Below are 21,675 nucleotides of genomic sequence, written 5' to 3' on the forward strand. Positions count from 1 at the left end.
TGAAGCAAGCCCGCCCTTCCTGTTATCGCTTCTTCACGCTGTACCCCAGCTTGTACCCCACTAGATTCATGACTAAAGCTCAAATAACAATCAAAATAACCAGTGTAATCATCTAATTTATTGCATTTCCATACCGGTTATTCAGCAATAAACGCCGCACGTATTACAAACTGTGAATTTACCCAGTGAGATGATTGCGCATCATTGCAAAGCGAAACGGGGAGGGTTATCCTTAATACTACATGTTGCGTTTATTCATAAAAAAAATACAACATGTACTACATTTCACTTCCTGAATAGGTATTGAGAATGGCTAATAATTCAAAGCAAACATCAAGCAAAGTTGCATCAGTAGCTGCACAAACCCTGAACAACCCTAACGCATCTGAAATCCAAAAGAGCCTTGCTGGTTCAGCACTTTCTCAAAAGGGTTCTTCGAACCAAACAAGCGGAGCAATGGAACATAAAGCATCTGCTGCCCTCAACAACCCTCGCTCAAGTGAATTGACCAAAGAACTTGCCGCCTCTGTTCTGGCTCAGTCCAACAAAGGGCGTAAATGATAAAAGGGGCAAATGCCCCTGTATCTTAGTCATCTGTAGATAATTGACCGCTTAACGCTAATAACGTGAACGATTGCATAAAGCTGGTTTCTTGGAAATCGACGTAATCCGCAAGCCTGCTCGAATCGCTGGCGATAGTTAGCGGTACAGCTGCCTCAAGTTTTAGATTGAATGTAGGATTCACCCTGTACACTGGCGCATTGCCGCTGCTGAATGACATTGCAGAACCACGCGGAAAATCAACATTATGATTATGCCCATTTTGTACCCCAAGTGCATTCAGCACGGCCAAATAGAGAGTCAATCTCATGATAAATAGGCCGCATTTCGGCCCCCTACGCTGGCATTATCCAGGTGAGGTGGTGGTACGGATATTTCTCAGCCTTAACAAAGAAGGGCACCCCAAGTTATTTGGTACAGATTAGAAGCTTTTAACAAGCTTAGGTAAGGCGTTTGCTGTTACAAGCCTGGCGTCCCGGTTATCGTTGTTTCACATTGAAAATCCAAATAACCCCCTTTATGACACTTGCCTTGGATAGCAAAAAGGAACCGAAGCTCCTTTAATGTTTAACAGCCTGTACTGCTTTGGCCGCTGCTTACAGCTAATGTTAACAACTGTCGAAACTTGATACTGATTTTTTAGTATTAACCTGATATTTAGAGGTTGTCGGTGTAAAATCGTAAGTAACTCAAGGTCTGTACTCAATAGACCAAGCAATATTACAAAGCATCGCCCCACCTCCCAACCATCTGTTACGAAACGTAGTTTTACTTAAGTTCAATACTTGTTGCTCATGTGGTCATTGTTTGTAAAATAGCCACAGAATTCATTTCCACAACAAGCATAGGGATTTATGCAGCAATACACCATTGAGATCACGCCTGAACTCCGAGAATCCTCTTCACAGTCACCCTACTACGAAGATTTTTTAGAAAGCTGGGACAGCAAGACTCGCGAAGAGTTTGAAGATTTTAACAAACACGTTAGTCGCCAAATAACTTACATTTTTCGATTCGCTGTGGTGGGAAGCGTTACCCGCGACGGGGGAATGCTCTGCAATGTTTCGGGAGGTGGTACGGCTGGCAGTTATAGGATTGCACGAGTTGGAGATAAAGTTGTTTACGCTGACGGCAGTGAAGCCACTGTTATTTCCGGTGCAGGTGAAGCACGTATTATGCAGGGCGCATCTGCAACACTGGTTGGAAGTATACTTGATAATGGAGACGAAATAATCTCAACACCACAATCCGTCAGCAGGCTGATTTTCCCTGAAGGTGACACATTCCCGAAAGGATTTTTAACCATGCCAGGGAGTAAGCACTAATGGCAGCCAAAGGTTACTTTCTGTTCAGAGGTGATAAGACGGTATGCGGCGGTCGGATTATTGAAGGATGGAATGATCACCAGTTTTTCGGTAAAGACATGGCCTGTGAAGGTCATCAAGTGACCTGTGGTAAACATCCAGGTCGTTACCGTATCTGTGGCGGTCTTGATACTGACTCTATACATGGTAAAAGGATAGCTGGAACGCTGCACAGCTATAGCTCCTGCCCCTGCAAAGCGAAATTCGTCCCTTCAAACTTCGTTGATGATTACGAACTTGGTGGAGAAAAATCAGTAGCGCATACCGATCTGTCTTACCTCGTCAAAATGCCTGTATTCCCAGATCAGATTGAACCAGACCCTGAACAGTACGCTCAGACAGCGAAGAAGAAGCCTGGCATAGATGCAGGTTTTGCTGTTCTCCCTTATGGCGGCACCACAGAGGCCTGGCAGCGTCTGCTGTTTACGGAAAACCCACCTGCAGGAGCCAAAGAGTTATTCGTTACACTGAATGGGACAGGCAAAAGCTATAAAGCTGGTTCTATTATGCTTCTGGTTGATCCTGATAAGCAGGACGATGGGCAGATCGCCCATATGAAATCCGCGAAAGCGCAAGTTGATGCGGCATTGGCACCATTGACGCACAAGGAAGCTAACTTCCTACATACGCATTACGCTACTGGTAATGCTGCCAACTTACTGATTTAGTGTATGATGGTGATTTTAAGGTGCTTGCGTGGCTTCCATTTCCATCAGATGTCCTTCCTGCTCCGCTACTGAAGGCGTGGTGCGTAGCAAGGCTGGGACGGAAGTCACTGTCGTTCTCAAAATCGGTGGAGCTGCATGACAAGGTCATCGGGCATTATCTGAACATAAAACACTATCAGTAAGTTGGAGTCATTACCCAGCTTATAAATAATGTTTAGTGTTCCCCCGCTTTTCTCACGGCCCACCGTTTGCGTAAGATATAGTTTGTTTTTCACCCAACCTCCAATAATCGTCCCAGGATAACTCTCAAGTTTTTAGCTATTCGTGCTAAATGTGATCTTCATCAACCTGATAACGCGCCTCTTCCGCGATAGTCACCGCGAGCCATCGCTGCGTTTCTACTATAGACGCACGCATAGAATGGCCAGACCAACAATAATGAGCTTATCAACCCCGAGGAATATCGGTTCCTCAACTTATTTAAGGTTAATGTATGAAAAAGATTCTGTTAGTAGGGATGGTAGCTACGCTTCTTGCGGGCTGCGTCTCAGAAGAGCAGCGCTTAGCGCAGTGTCAGGCCAAAGGCGTAAGCCGCGACGCCTGCTACGTTGCCGATCAGAACCGTCAGGCCGCCATCAATGCCGCGGCGGAAAAACAGGCCCTTGAGAATGCGCACGAAGCCGTACAACACAGTCAGGCGGCACACGTCGCCGACCCGTTGCGTGAAGCGTCATTTAGCGCCAATGGCATCAAAGCCAGCGTCAATAACGGCTTTACTCAGGCGACCATCAACGGCAAAAAAGCCACGGTGAAACGCTTTAACGCTAACTTCTACGAAGTCAGAGGCGCAGGCTACGTCCTGTCGATCTCTCTGGATGCGGACGGCGTGACCGATGCCTCATGGAACAAAACCCATGGCCGCGACAACGGCATTCTGAACGTCGTTCAAAAGTAGTCCAAAAGTATTCTAAAACGCCCCTCTTTTTTACACGAAGCGCCCCCCACAAAACCTCAGCTACCATGCGGGGTTACGCCTTACGCGCGTTGATTCAACGCGCGTTACAAAACGATAAACAATTAACCATTGAGCCCCGGGCAAAAAGGCTCTATATTGGCCGCGTTTTTTGAGGCCCTTCTCATTTTTTTCATTAATTATTCAATCGGAGCCACGTGCTGAGCTGCGGTTGTAGGAGTGATATGATGACGGATAAAGTCCGTATTGATACTTTGAATGCTTCTTCTTTCAAAACCAACGAAACCTATCTGGCCCGTCAGGCCGAAATGGAATCCAATGTCAGGAGTTATCCGCGCAAACTGCCTTTAGCTATTACTAAGGCGGAAGGGGTGTGGATCACCGATGCGGATAATAAAGAGTATCTTGATTGCCTGGCCGGTGCGGGAACGCTGGCGCTGGGTCATAACCATCCTGATGTGCTGAAAAGCATTCAAAGTGTCATTACCAGCGGCTTGCCGTTACATACCCTGGATCTGACGACGCCGTTAAAAGATGCGTTCTCAGAATACCTGCTCTCCTTGCTGCCTGGTCAGGGTAAAGAGTACTGCCTGCAGTTTACCGGCCCATCCGGTGCAGACGCCGTTGAAGCCGCGCTGAAGCTGGCGAAAAAAGTGACTGGCCGTAGCGGCATTATCAGCTTCTCCGGTGCTTATCATGGCATGACCCACGGCGCACTGTCCGTGACCGGCAACCTCTCTCCGAAAGAAGCAGTTGACGGCATGATGCCTGAAGTCCAGTTCATGCCTTACCCACACCAGTACCGCTGCCCGCTGGGTATCGGTGGTGAAGCGGGCGTGAAAGCGCTGGCCTACTACTTCGAAAACCTGATCAACGACGTGGAAAGCGGCGTGCGTAAACCTGCTGCCGTGATCCTGGAAGCTGTCCAGGGCGAAGGTGGTGTGAACCCGGCGCCGGTTGAATGGCTGCAGCGCATCCGTAAAGTGACCGAAGAGCACGGCATTCTGCTGATCCTCGACGAAGTTCAGGCTGGTTTTGCCCGTACCGGTAAATTCTTCGCCTTCGAACACGCAGGTATCCAGCCAGACATCGTAGTGATGTCCAAAGCTGTAGGCGGCGGTCTGCCGCTGGCCGTTCTGGGTATCAAAAAGCAGTTCGATGCCTGGTCTCCGGGTCACCATACCGGTACTTTCCGTGGCAACCAGCTGGCGATGGCTACCGGCCTCACCACCCTGCAGATCCTCAAAGAGCAGAACATCGCCGATAAAGTTGCCGCCCAGGGCGAGTGGCTGAAAGCGAAGCTGGTTGAACTGCAGAAACGCTATCCGGTTATCGGTCACGTGCGCGGTCTGGGCATGATGATCGGTATTGAGATCGTCAAACCGCACGAAGCTGCCGACCATATGGGCTGCTTCCCGGGCGACGGCGAGCTCTCTGCGCTGATCCAGAAGAAGTGCTTCGAAGCGGGCCTGATTCTGGAGCGTGGCGGCCGTAACGGTAACGTTGTGCGTCTGCTGCCTTCCCTGCTGATCAGCGATCAGGAGCTGAATGTGTTCCTGGACAAATTTGAGCAGGCGCTGCTTGCTGCGGGCGTTCGCCCAGTTTAACCGGAGACAATGGATAGAATGTCAGATTTAAACCCGATTTTGTCGTCCTCGGCGCAAAGCATCGAAGCCTACCAGCAGGCGATCGAGCAGAGCACCCAGGCGGTCATGCAGTGGCTGAAACAGCCGGAAATGTATCAGGGTAAAACGGTCGCCGAACTGCGCGAACGTATTAACCTGGAATTCAGTCCGGAAGGGCTGGGCAACGAAACTGCTATTGAGCGTGCCGTTGAATATTTCCTGAAAGACAGCCTGGCGGTGCATCATCCGCAGTGTGTGGCGCATCTCCACTGTCCGAGCCTGGTGGTAAGCCAGGCGGCGGAAGTGATGATCAACGCCACTAACCAGAGCATGGACTCCTGGGATCAGAGCCCGTCCGCGACCATTATCGAGATAAAACTGATCGAGTGGCTGCGTACCCGCCTGGGTTATCAGGCGGGCGACGCTGGGGTCTTCACCAGCGGCGGCACCCAGAGCAACATGATGGGTCTGATGCTGGCGCGCGATGCCTTCTTTGCGCGTCAGGGCCACTCCGTCCAGCAGGATGGTCTGGTGGGCGATCTGCGTAAGATCCGGGTGCTGTGCTCCGAGAGCGCGCACTTCTCCGTGCAGAAGAACATGGCGCTGATGGGCCTCGGCTACCAGTCCGTTATCCAGGTAAAAACTGACGAATGTTCGCGCATGGATCTGACCGATCTGGCCGCGAAAATTGAGCAGTGCAATGCCAACGGCGAACAGATTCTGGCGATCGTTGCCACCGCAGGCACCACCGATGCGGGTGCTATCGATCCGCTGCGTGCTATTGCAGAGCTGGCGGCGAAGCAGAATATCTGGGTGCACGTGGATGCGGCATGGGGCGGCGCGCTGCTGATGTCCGAGAAGTATCGCGATTACCTCGACGGTATCGAGCTGGTGGATTCCGTTACTCTGGACTTCCACAAGCAGTTCTTCCAGACCATCAGCTGCGGCGCGTTCCTTCTGAAAGAGGCGCGTCACTATGAGCTGATGCGCTATCAGGCGGCGTACCTGAACTCTGAGTTCGACGAAGAGGCTGGCGTACCAAACCTGGTATCCAAATCTCTGCAGACCACCCGTCGTTTTGACGCGCTGAAGCTGTGGATGAGCCTGGAAGCGCTGGGCGAGAAGAAATACGCTGAGATCATCGATCACGGTGTCACCATGGCCCAACAGGTTGCGGCGTATGTCACTGAGCAGCCGCGACTGGAACTGGTCATGCCGCCGCAGCTGGCGAGCGTTCTGTTCCGTTTCCGTCCGGAGCATCAGCTGGATGACGCGGCCATCGCGCTGCTCAACCAGAAGATTGGCGATGCTCTGCTGGAATCAGGCCGCGCTAACGTGGGTGTTACCGAGCATAACGGTGTCACCTGCCTGAAGCTGACCCTGCTGAACCCAATTGTGACTCTGGAGGATGTTAAAGTCCTGCTGTCACTGGTGGAACGCACGGCGAACGAGCTGCTGGCTAAGTAAGTTGTCCCCCCCGGCAGCGCTCGCTGCCGGGTCTCTCTTTCGTTATCTCGCTTTACTCTTCTTGTTTCCGTGCTGCCCGGCAGAATAGCCATAAGCATCATAACCGGAAGCATAATAGCTGGCTGCCGATTTCACGACGTCGTTCAGAATCGCCCCTTTGATGTTGACCCCCATCTGCTGTAAACGATGCTGGCTGACCTCCATCTCGCGAACGCTGGTCACGTTAAACCGGGCCACCAGCAGGGTAGAGGCGGCGATCTGACCTACCAACGCAGCATCAGTGACCGCCAGAACCGGCGGCGCGTCGACAATCACTATGTCGTACCGTTCGCTGGCCCAGGCCATAAATTCACGAAGACGATCGTGCGATAGCAGCTCAGCGGGATTCGGCGGATACTGCCCGCAGGTCACAACATCAAACTGTCCGCTGGTGTAAGTCTGAATCGCCGCCTGGAAGGTCACTTTGCCTGACAGCACATCCGATAAACCGGCGTCATTGCACAACCCAAAGATGTTATGCACGTAGCCTTTACGCATATCAGCATCGATAAATAGCACCCGTTTATCGACCTGCGTCACCAGCGCCGCCAGTGAGGTACTGACCAGTGTTTTACCGCAGTCCTGAGTCGGGCCGCTGAACATGAGAATGTTATTTGCGGCATCCATCATCGCGAAGTGCAGGCTGGTGCGTAACCCGCGCACTGCTTCGACAAAATTATCCAGCGGCCTGTCGACGGGTAAGAATGGCACATCTTTAATTTTATGCCGCCTGGAGTAGTTGAAGAAATAGCGGCCGCCCGCCCGCGTTTTATTATGCAGCCAGACCGAATGGGGCAAGGTGGCATAAACGTTAATGCCCTCTTTTTCAAGCTGTTCCGGAGCGTTTATGCCGCGTCGTAGCGCCGCTTTCGCCAGCACGCACCCTGACGAGAGGAAGAATCCGAACAGGGTCATGAAAGCCACAATTGTCGCCTTGCGCGGCTTGATAGGCTCAGGGTGCGTAGCTGCCGAGTCGATAATGCGCGCATTGCCAATCGTGCTGGAACGGGAGATATTGAGCTCCTGCTGACGGGTCAGAAGCTGAAGATAAACCGCCCGATTGGTATCCACGTCGCGGCTCAGGCGCAAAACCTGCTGCTGCGTAGACGGCATCGTCTCCACACGTTTGTTCAGTCGTTCACGTTCGCTTTCTAAAGTCTGCCGCTTTTCACGCAGCGCCCGATAGGTTGGATGGTCCTTTTTAAAGTGCTGAGAGACCTCCGCCTCGCGGAAAGTGAGCTCGTTGAGCTGATTGTCAACGTTAACAATCTGTTCCAGCACTGACTTGGCTTCCAGGGTTAAATCCACCGAGTCACGCTGTTTACGATAGGCATTGAGACGCTCCTCGGCCTGCTCCAGCTCTTGCTGCACCAGCGGTAGCTGGCGTTGCAGAAAGTCGAGGCTCTGCGAATCCTGGGCGGCCTGGCGGGCAATATTCTGCTGCAGATAGTTGTGCATAATATGATTGAGCGTGCCTTTGATCTGCACAGGATCGTGGCCAGTCAGACTCAGCATCAGGATCCCGCTCTCTTTACCCTGCTCGGTCACGCTAAACTGACGGCTCAGGGCATTGATCACCTCCAGTTGCCCGCGTTGCCGAACCTTGAATTGTGTGCCAGGGGGTGCTGACAATTCGCGAACGGTAATGCTCACCCCGGCATGCTGCACGGGGGTACCTACCGTGCCGCGCGCGTTGATGCCCTCCCCTTCCAGCAGAAAACGTCCGTTATCTTCGGCGGTCAGGGTCAGTATCATCGGCTTGCCTGGAATTTCAGGGATCGTCAAATTATCCAGAATCAGCGTAGCGGCGGGTTGACCGGTAAGCTTCGCCCATGCTTTGCCTATCAGCGGCAGGCGAACCTGGGTTATTTCATCGCGTAAGCGCAGCGCCTCCACCGTTTTACCCAGGATCATTCGCGATTTCAGTATCTGAATTTCGGCGCTGGAATCTGATGAAAGCGTCGGTGTCAGCTGATCTAAGGTTTTAAGAATGCTGTTCTGCTGCTTATCTTCTATTTGCACCATCGCATCGGCGAGATAGACCGGTGATGCAAAGAGTGCATAAAACGTTCCCAGAAGCACAAAAATTAGCGTAATGCCGAGAATAGCAACGCGATGATCGATTAACTCTCCCAGAAGACGCGCCAGATCAAGCTCATGATGACTGTCAGCATGACCCTGGGTATTTACAATGTTCGACGGCATGTACGTAATCCCTTAACGGTAAGTCGGTTGGCCCATTCCTGGCTTGCTTCGCCAAGCAGGCGAAAAACATATTCAAAAGCTTCCATGCTTTTGCCGTACGGATCGGGGATCTCTTGTTCCCTCAGCCATTGCCCAAACAGCAAGGCTTTGCCACGCGCCTCCGGCGCGATAAGCGAGATCCGGTTTATTTGCTGTGACTCCATGGCCAGGAGCAGATCGTATTCACGCATCATCGCTGCCGTCAGCGGGCGGGCCACATGATCCGCCAGGGACAGGCCATGCATGGCAGCGACTTTTTGCGCATAACGATCCGCCGGGTACCCGGCAAGACCGCGAATACCTGCTGATGCGATGGTTAACGAGGGTAACTGTTGCTGTAACAGACGCTCTCCAATCGGGGAACGGCAAACATTTCCCGTACAAATCACCAGAATGGATCGGATCATTATTCAGGCCACGATTTAATAAAGCGCACAGTTTCGGTCAGATCATGCACACCGCTGATCGTCGGCACCAACTGCGTCAATACTCTGTTCCAGCGAGAAACAGGCGCGGTGGTGACATAGACGATATCGTAGGGCTGAAGCTGAAATTCAGTGCCAAGCACCATCGCAGACGCGTCGCGGGCATTGAGTTGATAGATACGCGCGATTTTGCCGTCCTGGCTGTTCTTGCCGTTGGAGCGTATGACGAAGATGCCGGTGGCATCGGCCATGCTCTGGTTCAGGCCACCCGCGTTCGCCAGGGCTTCTGCCAGCGTCATGCCGCTGCGATCCATCTTGAGGGTGCTCTGTTTCACCACTTCACCCATGACAAAAACTTTCAGGGCATCATTGCGTGGTACGAACAGAATATCGCCCGGCCACAGCAACCTGTTTTGCGTCAGGTCTCCGTGCTGCATCAGGGCATAGAGAGAAATCCGGGTATCCTTACCCTTATGCGTCAACACGACATTTCGCCAGTCTGCATCCGTCGAGAGGCCACCCGCCGCGTTGATCGCATCCATAATGGTCAGAGGGATATTGGTAATTGGCTGCTGCCCTGACTTCACCACTTCGCCAGTGACATAGGCTTTTTGCGAACGAAACGCCGCGATACTGACATCGACCTGCGGGCTTTCAATCACCCTGTCCAGTCGGGCGGTGATCTCTTCGCGCACCTGGGCGAGCGTTTTTCCGGCAACGTGCAGCTTGCCGACGTAGGGATAAAAGAGCGTTCCGTCTGCGCCGACCCAGTTTCCGGTGTCGCTTGCGCTACGGTATTGCCCGGCAGGGGTAGTGAGCTCGGGGTGATCCCAGACGGTGATCATCAACACATCTCCGGGGCCTATACGGTACTCCCAGCGCTTTAATTGTTCATCCAGACTCGGATTTGCCTGAGATTTCACCTGGCTTGTTCGAAGCTGTTCAATCACTGAAGGTGTTAATGGCCAGACATCCATTTTCTTATTTAAATCATATGGATTGTCGCTAACTGCAATATTATTTTTCCCAGAAGTGTTTATATGTTGACCGGGCGTAATGGTGCAGCCTGTTAATAATAATGCGCAAAAAATACTTACACTGGAGCGGAGTGGTGTTGTCATTAATAAGAGATACTCTAATATATTCCGTTAAATGCCCATCAATTTCCCTGTAGCTCCCATTAAATTTGCCACATCACTTAACTTAAAATTTTACTTTCGATCAAAGAGTTACAAGGAAACAACCTAATAAAAAAACACTAGCTGTACTGGAGATTGTCTGGTGATATCTTTGAAAAGAGGAAAACCAAAACAACACAAATTAATTAAAAAGCATCATAAACACTTCACAAAAAAATTAACATAGTACATTAACTGCTATTATGTCCGAACGCGTCATTTTCGGAATTTATAAATACAAAAATAAATAATATAAATTTAAATTAGGAAATAAATTCACTATATAAATAATTGAGTCTGGCCAGAGCAACTTAAGGATGTGTTGATTTGTTACATTTTTAACGCACTTAGCCAACCGGCAAAACATAAAATAGACTATCTGTTGCTCAGCCACGAAACGGCAGAACAAGAGTAATGGCCACGGTAAATCTGGAGATAAAATGACTAAAGGTAAAATTCTACTTCTGGGCGTATTGATGTCACTGGCGAGCACGGCATTTGCTGCGCCACAAGCCACAGCGGCCCCCTCTGGCATCCAGGCCTATGAGGAACAGGAATTTGTAGCCGATTTTACGAAATACAAGATTGGTGATTTCGCCCCGGCGCAGTACCTGACACCTGAGTACACCATCAAGCAGTATAAGCTGCGTAACCTGCCTGAACCGGATGCGGGAACTCACTGGACTTACATGGGCGAGAACTACGTGCTGGTAGGCGATACTGACGGTAAGATCTACAAAGCGTATAACGGCGATATCTTCTACCACCGTTAATCGCTTATTGCGCCGGGTGACGCTTCGCTTACCCGGCCTACCCTGACTTGTAGGCCCGCGCAAGCAAAGCGCCCCCGGCAAAGCCTTACACCGCGCGGAACGCGATATCGCCCGGGATCACCTCGCCCTGCCAGTAAAGCTGTGCGGCAACGCGATTTGCCAGCTGACGATACATCTCAGCAAACTCACTTTCAGGACGGTTGACGACGGTCGGCTTGCCGCTATCCAGATCTTCACGCAGCGTAATGTGCAGCGGCATCTGCCCCAGCAGCTGGGTGTGATACTGCGCAGCCAGTTTTTCTGCCCCGCCGGTACCAAAGATGGCTTCATGGTGACCGCAGTTGCTGCAGATATGCATGCTCATGTTTTCAACGATACCCAGCACCGGCACCTCTACCTTCTCGAACATCACAATGCCTTTTTTGGCATCAATCAGTGCGATGTCCTGCGGGGTGGTGACAACCACCGCACCGGTAACCGGGATGTTCTGCGCCAGGGTCAGCTGAATGTCACCGGTGCCCGGCGGCATATCCAGCACCAGATAATCGAGATCCGGCCACATGGTCTCCTGCAACATCTGCATCAGCGCCTTGCTGGCCATCGGCCCGCGCCACACCATGGCGTTATCGTCGGTGACCAGATAGCCAATGGAGTTGGTCGCCAGACCGTAAGCCATAATTGGCGCCATGTGGGTGCCATCCGGGGAGGTCGGACGCTGATTTTCCGCGCCGAGCATGTTCGGAATTGACGGTCCATAGATATCAGCATCCAGGATACCGACCTTCGCCCCTTCGGCGGCCAGCGCCAGCGCCAGGTTCACGGCGGTAGAGGATTTACCCACCCCGCCCTTGCCGGAGCTGATCGCGATGATGTTTTTCACACCATTGATGCCCGGATGGTTCTTCACCCGCTTCAGTGTGGCGATGGTATGGGTCAATTTCCAGTCGATGGCCTTCGCCCCGGTGATGCGGAGCAGTTCGGCGCTGGTTTGCTCTTTCAGCGTCTCGAACGCATGGCTCCAGACGAACGGCATATGCAGTTCGACATGCAGGGTATCATCCAGCCACGCCACGTGATGTAACGCTTTCAGCGTGGTGAGATTGTGCTTCAGGGTGGGGTGCTGAAAATTAGCCAGCGTCCCGGCAACCATTGCGCGCAAGGCTTCCGGTGATTTGGCCTGGGATTGAGAACTCATCCCGACTCCTTTGTAGTTGTTCTGAAAAAGAGATGTAATTACCAAGTTTACCCCAGAGGTAACAATTATTCATTTATGGATTAATGCCCTTATCACTTGGCGTAGTTATTCCCTTTCGGGTAACATCAAAAACCCTTTTCACAGCTAAAAGAAGTAATACCTACTATGACTCAAGTCGCGAAAAAAATTCTGGTAACGTGCGCTCTGCCGTACGCTAACGGCTCCATCCACCTCGGCCACATGCTGGAGCATATCCAGGCTGATGTCTGGGTCCGTTACCAGCGAATGCGCGGCCACGAGGTAAACTTCATCTGTGCAGACGACGCTCACGGCACGCCAATCATGCTGAAAGCCCAGCAGCTGGGTATCTCCCCGGAGCAGATGATTGCCGAAATGAGTCAGGAGCATCAGACCGATTTTGCTGGCTTCGACATCAGCTATGACAACTATCACTCCACGCACAGCGACGAAAACCGTGAGCTGTCGGAGCTGATCTACACCCGTCTGAAAGAGAACGGTTTTATCAAAAACCGCACCATCTCTCAGCTGTACGATCCGGAAAAAGGCATGTTCCTGCCGGACCGTTTCGTGAAAGGCACCTGCCCGAAATGTAAGTCTCCGGACCAGTATGGCGATAACTGCGAAGTGTGCGGCGCAACCTACAGCCCAACCGAGCTGATTGAGCCGAAATCCGTGGTTTCCGGTGCGACGCCAGAGATGCGTGATTCCGAACACTTCTTCTTCGACCTGCCGTCGTTCAGCGAAATGCTGCAGGCGTGGACTCGCAGCGGCGCGCTGCAGGAACAGGTGGCGAACAAGATGCAGGAATGGTTTGAATCCGGCCTGCAGCAGTGGGATATCTCCCGCGATGCGCCATACTTCGGCTTCGAAATCCCGAACGCACCGGGCAAATACTTCTACGTCTGGCTGGATGCGCCTATCGGCTACATGGGCTCCTTCAAGAACCTGTGCGACAAGCGAGGCGACAACACCAGCTTCGACGAATACTGGAAGAAAGATTCCACCGCCGAGCTGTATCACTTCATCGGCAAAGACATCGTTTACTTCCACAGCCTGTTCTGGCCTGCCATGCTGGAAGGCAGCGGTTTCCGCAAGCCAACCAACCTGTTTGTCCACGGCTATGTAACCGTGAACGGCGCGAAGATGTCCAAATCGCGTGGCACCTTCATTAAAGCCAGCACCTGGCTGAACCACTTCGATGCGGACAGCCTGCGCTATTACTACGCGGCGAAGCTCTCTTCCCGTATCGACGATATCGACCTGAACCTGGAAGATTTCGTGCAGCGCGTGAACGCCGACATCGTGAACAAAGTCGTTAACCTGGCCTCCCGTAACGCCGGCTTTATCGCCAAGCGTTTCGACGGCGTAATGGCGGCGGAACTGGCCGATCCTGAGCTGTACAAAACCTTCACCGACGCGGCTGCCGTAATTGGCGAAGCGTGGGAGAGCCGCGAGTTTGGCAAAGCGGTGCGTGAGATCATGGCCCTGGCCGACCTCGCTAACCGCTACGTTGACGAGCAGGCTCCGTGGGTGGTGGCGAAACAGGAAGGCCGCGACGCTGACCTGCAGGCGATCTGCTCCATGGGTATCAACCTGTTCCGCGTGCTGATGTCTTACCTCAAGCCGGTTCTGCCGCAGCTGGCCGCGCGTACCGAAGCGTTCCTGAACACCGAACTGAGCTGGGACAGCATCAATCAACCGCTGCTCGGCCATAAGCTGAACGCCTTCAAGGCGCTCTACAACCGCATCGAGATGAAGCAGGTTGAAGCCCTGGTTGAAGCCTCGAAAGAAGAGGTGAAAGCCGCCGCCGCGCCGGTTACCGGCCCGCTGGCGGACGATCCGATTCAGGAGACCATCAGTTTCGATGATTTCGCCAAAGTCGATATGCGCGTGGCGCTGATTGAAAACGCGGAATTTGTGGAAGGCTCCGATAAGCTGCTGCGCCTGACCCTCGATCTGGGCGGCGAGAAGCGCAACGTCTTCTCCGGCATTCGTTCCGCCTACCCGGATCCGCAGGTGCTGATTGGCCGCCACACGGTGATGGTGGCGAACCTCGCGCCGCGCAAAATGCGCTTCGGCATCTCTGAGGGGATGGTGATGGCCGCAGGTCCTGGCGGGAAAGATATCTTCCTGTTAAGCCCGGACAGCGGTGCGCTGCCTGGTCATCAGGTGAAATAAATGAAAAAGCCGGAGTTAATCTCCGGCTTTTTTTATGCCCTTTTGCCGGGTGGCGGCTTCGCTTTACCCGGCCTGCATAACCCGTAGGCCCGCGCAAGCGCAGCGCCGCCGGGCAACATTACGGCTTCGCGGCATGCACCCGGTTGGTGAGCCCACGCAGGAAGTAGCGCAGGAATTGATCCCCACACTCGCGGTAATTTTTATGGTCCGGCGCGCGCATCATGGCGGTGATTTCCGGCATTGAGACGCGGAACTTCTGTTCGGTCATAATGGCCAGAATATCGTCGGTTTTCAGTGAAAAGGCGATGCGCAGTTTCTTCAGCACCGTGTTGTTATTCACCCGACGCTCCAGCGACAGCTCAGGCGCAGATTCATCTTTGCCACGCTTGTGGTAGATCAGGCCGTTCAGAAAACCGGAGAGGATGATGTCCGGGCAGCGAACAAATCCCTCCTCGTCCTCTTTGGTCATCCAGGTGTCGAACCCGGCGGAGGTGGATTCCATGTCGGCAAGCGCAAGAATGCGCACCATGTCGTTGTTATTGGCTTTCAGGGTGTAGCGCAGGCTACGAAGAATATCATTACTGAGCATAGAGCCTTCGAGTGTCGATGATGCAATGGCGCGCAGTGTAGCAGTTTTACAGCCCTATCGCCTCTTTCAAACTTTTCAGGTAGCGACGGCTGACCGGCACCGTCTGTCCGGCGCGCAGCACCAGTTCCGCCTGACCGTTCTCTTCAAGGCGGATCTCTTTCAGATGCGCCATGTTCACCAGGTACTGGCGATGGCAGCGCAGCAGCGGTGTACGGCTCTCCAGGGTGCGCAGCGTCAGCTCGGTAAAGCCCTCTTTGCCTTCGTGGCTGGTGACAAACACCCCGCTCATCCGGCTGCTGACAAAGGCCACATCCTCCATCTGCAGCAGATAGATCCGGCTGTGGCCGGTACAGGGGATAAACTTCAGCGGCTGCTGGTGTTCCGCCAGCAGCGATACGTCCTGCACGTTGCGCTCCTGGCGCAGGCGGTTGAGGGTCTTTTCCAGCCGCGGCTCTTCGATGGGTTTCAGCAGATAGTCAAAGGCGTGCTCTTCGAACGCTTTTACTGCGTATTCATCAAAGGCGGTGAGAAAGACAATGTAGGGACGATGTTCCGGGTCGAGCATGCCCACCATCTCTAGGCCGCTGATGCGCGGCATCTGGATATCCAGAAACAGCACGTCGGGACGCAGCTTGTGCACGGCACTAATGGCTTCAATGGCGTTAGCGCACTCGCCGACAATCTCAATATCGCTGTGCTCCTGCAGCAAAAATCGCAGGTTTTCTCGCGCTAAAGGCTCGTCATCGACAATCAGCACATTCAACATGCGTGTTCCTCCAGAGGCAGTCGTAAGGTTATACGGGTAAAGCTATCGGGCTCACAGGTAACGGTAATACCGCAGTTCTCGCCAAAATGGGCGCGCAGGCGTTTGTCCACCAGCCCCATTCCCAGGCCTCCCCCCTCTTTTGTACCGCTGTAGAGCCCGGCGTTGTCTTCTATATTCAGCACCAGATAGCGGTTAAAGCGGCTGGCGGTGATGGTTATCTCTCCGATACCCAGCAGCTGGGAGGTGCCATGCTTGATGGCGTTTTCCACAATCGGCTGCAGGGTAAAGGCTGGCAGCTGCTGCCAGGCCAGCTCATCCGGCACCGACAGGGTCACCTGCAGACGCGACTGGAACCGGGCCTGCTCGATTTGCAGATAGGCATTCACATGCTCTATTTCATCCGCGAGGGTGACAATTTCCGACGGCCGCTTCAGATTCTTACGGAAAAAGGTCGAGAGAAATTGCACCAGCTGCGTTGCCTGCTCGCTGTCCCGGCGGATCACTGCCTTCAGGGTATTGAGGGCATTGAACAGAAAATGCGGGTTCACCTGCGCATGCAGGAGCTTGATCTCCGACTGGGTCAGCAACGCCTTCTGCCGCTCATACTGCCCGGCGAGGATCTGCGCCGAGAGCAGCTGGGCGATCCCCTCCCCCAATGTACGGTTGATGGAGCTGAACAGGCGGTTTTTCGCTTCATACAGTTTAATGGTGCCCATCACCCGCTGGTTTTCGCCGCGCAGCGGGATCACCAGCGTCGAGCCCAGCTTGCACTGCGGATGCAGCGAGCAGCGGTACGGCACTTCGTTTCCGTCGGCGTAGACTACCTCACCGGTCTCGATGGCACGAAGCGTATATGCGGACGAAATCGGTCTGCCTGGCAGGTGGTGGTCGTCCCCGGTGCCGGTAAAGGCCAGCAGCTTTTCGCGATCGGTAATGGCGACCGCGCTGATATCCAGCGCCTGATGGAGCACCTGCGCCACCTTCATGCTGTTCTCTTCGTTAAAGCCCTGACGCAGGATCCCCTCCGTCGAGGCCGCGACATTGAGCGCCGTTGCCGAAAAGGCCGAGGTGTACTTTTCAAACATGGCCCGCTTATCGAGCAGAATGCGCATAAACAGCGCGGCGCCTACGGTGTTGGTGACCATCATCGGCGCGGCAATGCTGCCCACCAGATGCAGGGCATCTTCGAAGGGACGGGCAATCAGCAAAATGATCAGCATCTGCACCAGCTCGGCCACCAGGGTTATCGCGCCTGCGGTAAGGGGGCTGAAGACTTTATCCGGGCGACCGCGGCGGATCATCACGCTGTGGACGAGGCCGCCAAGCAGCCCTTCGACAATGGTCGAGATCATACAGCTCAGCGCCGTCATGCCGCCCATTGAGTAGCGGTGCAGCCCCCCGGTCAGCCCCACCAGTCCGCCGACAACCGGGCCGCCGAGCAGGCCGCCCATCACCGCGCCAATCGCACGGGTGTTGGCAATGGAGTCTTCGATATGCAGGCCCAGATAGGTGCCGAGAATGCAGAAGATAGAGAAGGTAACGTAGCAGAGCAGCTTGTGCGGCAGACGAACGGTGACCTGCATCAGGGGGATGAACAGGCGTGTTTTACTCATCAACCACGCGATGACCAGAAACACACACATCTGCTGAAGCAGCAGCAACACCAGATTAAATTCGTACATACCCACAAACCGCAAATTCTGAAAGCGCGTAACATACACCGAAGCGCAATAACTTTCTTTGCAGTCAAAGGACGAAAATGTGTTTTCGTGTTAGCCATCACACCTTTAGCCGAACATAATCTGATATTCGCATTATTTGTGCAAAAAAAGAGCGAAACTTCCTGGTTCGGGATTCTCCGTCTACAGTTAATCTGGGCATCCGCAAGCCGGGGGAAAACATGGCGCTCTACACGATAGGAGAAGTGGCACTCCTGTGTGATATCAATCCTGTGACGTTACGGGCATGGCAACGACGATATGGATTACTGAAACCGCAGCGAACCGACGGCGGCCACCGGCTGTTTACGGATGCGGATATCGACCGCATCCGTGAGATCAAAGGCTGGATCGATAATGGCGTGCAGGTCGGGAAGGTCAAAACGCTATTGAGCCCGGAAGGTCAGGAGGCGCAGGATATCTGGCGCGAACAGCAGGAGGTGCTGCTGCGTTATCTGCAGTGCGGCCATCTGCACCGCCTGCGTATATGGATCAAGGAGCAAGGCAGTGAATACCCTGCGCAAACCTTAATTAACCAACTGTTCATCCCGTTACGCAGGCGTCTGCAATCCCAGCAGCCTACGCTCCAGGCGCTGCTGAGCGCGCTGGACGGGGTGCTTATCAACTACATCTGCATTTGTCTGGCTACGGCGCGAAAGAAGAACAGCAAGGATGCGCTGGTAGTAGGCTGGAACGTGCACGATACTACACGCCTGTGGCTGGAGGCGTGGATTGCGGCGCAGCAGGGCTGGCGCGTCGATGTGCTGGCGCATTCGCTCCCACAGCTGCGCCCGGAGCTGTTCGACGGACAGACCCTGCTGGTCTGGTGCGGAGAGTCACCGACGGCGGCACAGGAGCAGCAGCTGACCCAGTGGCAGGCGCACGGCTATCCCGTCTTCCCGCTGAAAGGCAATTAATGGTTCATTAACACCCGCGCTTCACCGTATAATCGCCCTGTTAACATCAGGAGCACATTATGAAGGCAACCAAAGTCGCGGTTATTACCCTCTTCTTTCTCATGGCCGTCAGCGGTATTGGGGGCGTGATGCTGGCAGGTTATTCGTTTATTGTCCGTGGTGGTGTCGGCTGAGGCTTCGCGCCAGCCGTTCAAAGGCGCGATCGACCACAATCGCCGCCAGCGCCACCAGCAGCGCACCCTGGATAATATAGGCGGTATTAAAGCCACTTAAGCCGATAATAATCGGCGTCCCCAGCGTATTGGCCCCCACCGTTGAGGCGATGGCCGCGGTACCGATATTCACAATCACCGAGGTGCGGATGCCCGCCAGCATTACCGGCGCGGCCAGCGGCAGCTCGACGTTGCGCAGGCGCTGCCAGCCACTCATCCCCATTCCTTCGGCTACGCTGATGGCCGCCGCGGGCACTGCCGCCAGCCCCGCCAGCGTCGCCTGTAAAATCGGCAGCACCCCATAAAGGATCAGCGCGATAATCGCCGGCTTCTGACCAAAGCCCATCACCGGCACCGCAATAGCCAGCACCGCCACGGGCGGGAAGGTCTGCCCGACGGCGGCGATGGTCTCTACCAGCGGGCGAAACTCCCGGCCCGCCGGTCGCGTTACGGCAATCCCGGCGCCTGCACCCACCACGATGGCAAAAATACTGGAGATGCCGACCAGCCAGAAGTGGGCGAGCGTCAGGCTAACGAAGCTCTCCTGCTGGTAGACCGGGCGCGGCAGCTCCGGGAACAGCGCGCTGAAGAGCGGCGCGCTGTAGGGCATCAGGAACAGGAGCGCCACAAACAGCGCCACCAGCCACAGAAGTGGATCGCGTAATAGCCTCACGACGCCTCCCGGGTCAGCAGATCGCGAAACCAGAGCGTGCCGCACGGCTTTTCCTGGTCGTCCACCACCGGCAGACGTTCACAGCCCTGGCTGACAAACGCCGAGAGCGCATCCCGCAGGCTCATGGAGGCCCGCAGCGGGCTGGACTCGCCCGAGGTGATTTCCGGGCGCATCGACTCGCCGACCGTGCGCAGCGACAGCAGGCGTACGCCCAGTTCGCTGCGGCCAAAAAACTCGCGCACAAATCCATTCGCCGGTCGGGTCAGCAGCGCCAGCGGCGTCCCCTGCTGCACTACCCTGCCGCTGTCCATCAGCACCAGGTGGTCTGCCAGCCGGAGCGCCTCGTCGATATCGTGGGTCACCAGAACAATGGTCCGCCCCAGAATACGATGGATGCGGGTCATCTCCAGCTGCAACGCGCTACGGGTGACCGGGTCGAGGGCGCCAAAAGGTTCATCCATCAGCAGTACCTCCGGGTTAGCGGCCAGGGCCCGCGCCACACCGACCCGCTGCTGCTGCCCGCCTGAGAGCTGGTGCGGATAGCGCTCACGCAGGGCGGGATCCAGCCCCAGTAGCGCCATCAGTTCATCCACCCGATCGTCAATCTGTTGCCGCGGCCATTTTTGCAGCTGCGGCACGGTGGCGATGTTGCGCGCCACCGTCCAGTGCGGGAAGAGACCGATGGACTGAATGGCATAACCCATCCGCCGACGCAGCTCCAGCACCGGCAGGCTGCGGATCTCCTGCCCGGCAAAGCGGATCAGACCGCTGTCGTGCTCCACCAGACGGTTGATCATCTTCAGGGTGGTCGATTTGCCCGAACCCGAAGTACCCACCAGCACCGTGAAGGCCCCTTCGGCAAAGGTCAGATCCAGATTGCTGACCGCGGGCTCGCCGGCAAAGGTTTTACTTACATCATCAAATTCAATCATCGGTTCTCCTTTGCAGCAGGGCGATCCACAGCGCAAACAGCGCATCCACTACCACCGCCAGCACGATGGTGGGTATGACGCCCAGCAGCACCAGATCCAGGGCGCTGCTCAGCAGCCCCTGGAACACCAGCGCGCCGAATCCTCCGGCGCCAATTAAGGCCGCTATCACCGCCATCCCCACGGTCTGCACCGCCACTACGCGCAGGCCGCGCAGCAGCACCGGCAGGGCCAGCGGGAGCTGGATCTGCCAGAAGCGCTGGCGGCTGTTCATCCCCATCGCGTCGGCGCTCTCCAGCACCTCGGCGGGCACCTGGCTGAGCCCCGCCAGCACCCCACGCGCCAGCGGCAACAGGGCATAGAGCACCAGGGCGATCAGCGCGGGCGTCATGCCGGTTCCGGCAATGCCCAGCGACGACAGCCACGGCCAGGCGCGGGTCAGCCCGGCAAGGGGGGCAATCAGCAGGCCGAATAACGCAACTGAGGGGATGGTCTGAATGATATTGAGCACCGCAAACACCGGCCCCTGGGAGGCCGGACGGCGATAACAAAGCAGCCCCAGCGGCACGCCAATCAGCAAGGCCGGGATGAGGGTGCCCATCAGCAGCGTGAGGTGCTGCTGCCCGGCATCGTTAAAGACATCCTGCCGGTTGGCGTACTCTTTCATCAGCGAGAGGGCGTTGAGTTCGCCGCTGAACAGCAGTAGCAACGGCAGGATCCAGATTTGCGCCTGTAGCAGCCAGCGCCAGAGCGGCGACAGGCTAAGCCGACGAATGGCATCGCTGCAGGCGAGCAGGCAGAGCGCCAGCCAGAGCCACAGTCCGCTGCCCACGGCAGTACGCGCCAGCGGACTTTCGCTGCTGGCAAGATGCGTGGCGGCAAGCCCTGCGCTCCAGACCAGCGCGGCGAACAGCAGCTCGCACACCACAAGCGTCGCCACCACTGCCCAGCGCCCACGCATCAGCGAGAGTCCCAGCAACAGACCCGGCACAATAAGCAGCAGCGCAGGCGAGAACGCCCACACCTGCCAGACGGCGCGCCCTTCCCCGGACACCAGCCGGTTCGGGGCGAAATTCACAAAGGGTAGCGCTCCTGCTGCGAGGGCAATGAGAGCCATCAGCAGCAGCACGCGGTTATGACATCTTATCGGCACAGCACAG

At 55.0% G+C, this 21,675-nt stretch carries 20 protein-coding genes and 2 pseudogenes; 11 read left to right on the plus strand and 11 right to left on the minus strand.

Annotation, left to right across the window (positions count from 1 at the left end; translation table 11 throughout):
- Positions 1-309 precede the first annotated feature (309 nt).
- Entirely contained in the window at positions 310-561 is a 252-nt protein-coding gene (locus FHC51_RS20045; RefSeq protein ID WP_220436437.1) for a hypothetical protein, read from the plus strand.
- A gap of 25 nt (positions 562-586) precedes the next feature.
- Here the strand turns inward: FHC51_RS20045 and FHC51_RS20050 are convergent, their stop codons facing one another.
- Positions 587-871 (minus strand): hypothetical protein, encoded by a 285-nt coding sequence (locus FHC51_RS20050; RefSeq protein ID WP_220436438.1) that lies wholly within the window; start codon positions 869-871, stop codon positions 587-589.
- 544 nt (positions 872-1,415) lie between these two features.
- Between FHC51_RS20050 and FHC51_RS20055 the strand changes: the two genes are divergently transcribed.
- The 6 genes and pseudogenes from FHC51_RS20055 to FHC51_RS20080 all read left to right on the plus strand — a co-directional run bounded on the left by FHC51_RS20055 (position 1,416) and on the right by FHC51_RS20080 (position 6,658).
- Positions 1,416-1,886 carry a PAAR domain-containing protein gene (locus FHC51_RS20055; RefSeq protein ID WP_220436439.1) on the plus strand — a complete coding sequence of 157 codons (471 nt, stop codon included), beginning with the start codon at positions 1,416-1,418 and terminating at the stop codon, positions 1,884-1,886.
- Positions 1,886-2,566, plus strand: a pseudogene (locus tag FHC51_RS20060) (PAAR domain-containing protein); the annotation flags it as partial. The gene FHC51_RS20055 and the pseudogene FHC51_RS20060, both read left to right, overlap by 1 nt.
- 110 nt (positions 2,567-2,676) lie before the next feature.
- A pseudogene (locus tag FHC51_RS20065) lies at positions 2,677-2,775 on the plus strand (IS1 family transposase); the annotation flags it as partial.
- 311 nt (positions 2,776-3,086) lie between these two features.
- Positions 3,087-3,548, plus strand: a complete 462-nt coding sequence (locus FHC51_RS20070; RefSeq protein WP_220436440.1) for a hypothetical protein — start codon at positions 3,087-3,089, stop codon at positions 3,546-3,548.
- A 242-nt stretch (positions 3,549-3,790) separates the two neighbouring features.
- Positions 3,791-5,173 (plus strand): diaminobutyrate--2-oxoglutarate transaminase, encoded by a 1,383-nt coding sequence (locus tag FHC51_RS20075; protein WP_103825048.1) that lies wholly within the window; start codon positions 3,791-3,793, stop codon positions 5,171-5,173.
- Positions 5,174-5,191: 18 nt separating this feature from the next.
- Positions 5,192-6,658, plus strand: a complete 1,467-nt coding sequence (locus FHC51_RS20080) for an aspartate aminotransferase family protein (RefSeq protein WP_103825047.1) — start codon at positions 5,192-5,194, stop codon at positions 6,656-6,658.
- A 42-nt stretch (positions 6,659-6,700) separates the two neighbouring features.
- On the opposite strand, the gene FHC51_RS20085 is transcribed toward FHC51_RS20080, so the two are convergent.
- Genes FHC51_RS20085 through FHC51_RS20095 form a run of 3 tightly spaced genes read right to left on the minus strand, consistent with a single transcriptional unit; the run spans position 6,701 to position 10,487 of the window.
- Entirely contained in the window at positions 6,701-8,902 is a 2,202-nt protein-coding gene (locus tag FHC51_RS20085; protein ID WP_220436441.1) for a polysaccharide biosynthesis tyrosine autokinase, read from the minus strand.
- Positions 8,884-9,348, minus strand: a complete 465-nt coding sequence (locus FHC51_RS20090; RefSeq protein WP_103825045.1) for a protein tyrosine phosphatase — start codon at positions 9,346-9,348, stop codon at positions 8,884-8,886. Before FHC51_RS20090 ends, FHC51_RS20085 begins: the two co-directional genes overlap by 19 nt.
- Positions 9,348-10,487 carry a polysaccharide export protein gene (locus tag FHC51_RS20095; protein ID WP_114314455.1) on the minus strand — a complete coding sequence of 380 codons (1,140 nt, stop codon included), beginning with the start codon at positions 10,485-10,487 and terminating at the stop codon, positions 9,348-9,350. Before FHC51_RS20095 ends, FHC51_RS20090 begins: the two co-directional genes overlap by 1 nt.
- A gap of 497 nt (positions 10,488-10,984) precedes the next feature.
- On the opposite strand from FHC51_RS20095, the gene FHC51_RS20100 reads away from it, so the two are divergent.
- Positions 10,985-11,317, plus strand: coding sequence for an RcnB family protein (locus FHC51_RS20100; protein ID WP_114314454.1), 333 nt, complete (start codon positions 10,985-10,987; stop codon positions 11,315-11,317).
- Positions 11,318-11,402: 85 nt separating this feature from the next.
- Here FHC51_RS20100 and apbC read toward each other — a convergent pair whose 3' ends face one another.
- Positions 11,403-12,512, minus strand: a complete 1,110-nt coding sequence (gene apbC / locus FHC51_RS20105; protein WP_103825043.1) for an iron-sulfur cluster carrier protein ApbC — start codon at positions 12,510-12,512, stop codon at positions 11,403-11,405.
- A 165-nt stretch (positions 12,513-12,677) separates the two neighbouring features.
- On the opposite strand from apbC, the gene metG reads away from it, so the two are divergent.
- Positions 12,678-14,711: a methionine--tRNA ligase gene (gene metG / locus FHC51_RS20110; protein WP_220436442.1), complete on the plus strand. Its 2,034-nt coding sequence runs from the start codon at positions 12,678-12,680 to the stop codon at positions 14,709-14,711.
- A 118-nt stretch (positions 14,712-14,829) separates the two neighbouring features.
- Here the strand turns inward: metG and FHC51_RS20115 are convergent, their stop codons facing one another.
- From FHC51_RS20115 to FHC51_RS20125, 3 genes are read right to left on the minus strand one after another with little or no spacing between them, the layout of a single operon-like run.
- Positions 14,830-15,300, minus strand: a complete 471-nt coding sequence (locus tag FHC51_RS20115; RefSeq protein WP_114314452.1) for a DUF1456 family protein — start codon at positions 15,298-15,300, stop codon at positions 14,830-14,832.
- Positions 15,301-15,346: 46 nt separating this feature from the next.
- On the minus strand, positions 15,347-16,066 hold the full coding sequence (btsR, locus tag FHC51_RS20120) for a two-component system response regulator BtsR (RefSeq protein ID WP_103180279.1): 720 nt from the start codon (positions 16,064-16,066) through the stop codon (positions 15,347-15,349).
- Positions 16,060-17,748: a sensor histidine kinase gene (locus FHC51_RS20125; RefSeq protein WP_220436443.1), complete on the minus strand. Its 1,689-nt coding sequence runs from the start codon at positions 17,746-17,748 to the stop codon at positions 16,060-16,062. Before FHC51_RS20125 ends, btsR begins: the two co-directional genes overlap by 7 nt.
- Positions 17,749-17,966: 218 nt before the next feature.
- Here FHC51_RS20125 and mlrA point away from each other — a divergent pair, with 218 nt between their 5' ends.
- Both mlrA and FHC51_RS20135 read left to right on the plus strand, forming a co-directional pair.
- Complete coding sequence (mlrA, locus tag FHC51_RS20130; RefSeq protein WP_114314451.1) at positions 17,967-18,701, plus strand: HTH-type transcriptional regulator MlrA; 735 nt, start codon at positions 17,967-17,969, stop codon at positions 18,699-18,701.
- A 59-nt stretch (positions 18,702-18,760) separates the two neighbouring features.
- Positions 18,761-18,874: a protein YohO gene (locus tag FHC51_RS20135; protein ID WP_072036698.1), complete on the plus strand. Its 114-nt coding sequence runs from the start codon at positions 18,761-18,763 to the stop codon at positions 18,872-18,874.
- Here the strand turns inward: FHC51_RS20135 and FHC51_RS20140 are convergent.
- Genes FHC51_RS20140 through FHC51_RS20150 form a run of 3 tightly spaced genes read right to left on the minus strand, consistent with a single transcriptional unit; the run spans position 18,849 to position 21,668 of the window.
- Positions 18,849-19,586: an ABC transporter permease gene (locus FHC51_RS20140; protein WP_220436444.1), complete on the minus strand. Its 738-nt coding sequence runs from the start codon at positions 19,584-19,586 to the stop codon at positions 18,849-18,851. The two genes, FHC51_RS20135 and FHC51_RS20140, sit on opposite strands and share 26 nt — an antisense overlap.
- Positions 19,583-20,518, minus strand: a complete 936-nt coding sequence (locus FHC51_RS20145) for an ABC transporter ATP-binding protein (protein ID WP_114314450.1) — start codon at positions 20,516-20,518, stop codon at positions 19,583-19,585. The genes FHC51_RS20140 and FHC51_RS20145 overlap by 4 nt, the downstream gene beginning before the upstream one ends.
- Positions 20,511-21,668, minus strand: coding sequence for an ABC transporter permease (locus FHC51_RS20150; RefSeq protein ID WP_309236359.1), 1,158 nt, complete (start codon positions 21,666-21,668; stop codon positions 20,511-20,513). The genes FHC51_RS20145 and FHC51_RS20150 overlap by 8 nt, the downstream gene beginning before the upstream one ends.
- Between the last annotated feature and the right edge of the window lie 7 nt (positions 21,669-21,675).

The organism is Leclercia sp. EC_58, from assembly GCF_019584355.1.
Taxonomy (GTDB): domain Bacteria; phylum Pseudomonadota; class Gammaproteobacteria; order Enterobacterales; family Enterobacteriaceae; genus Enterobacter.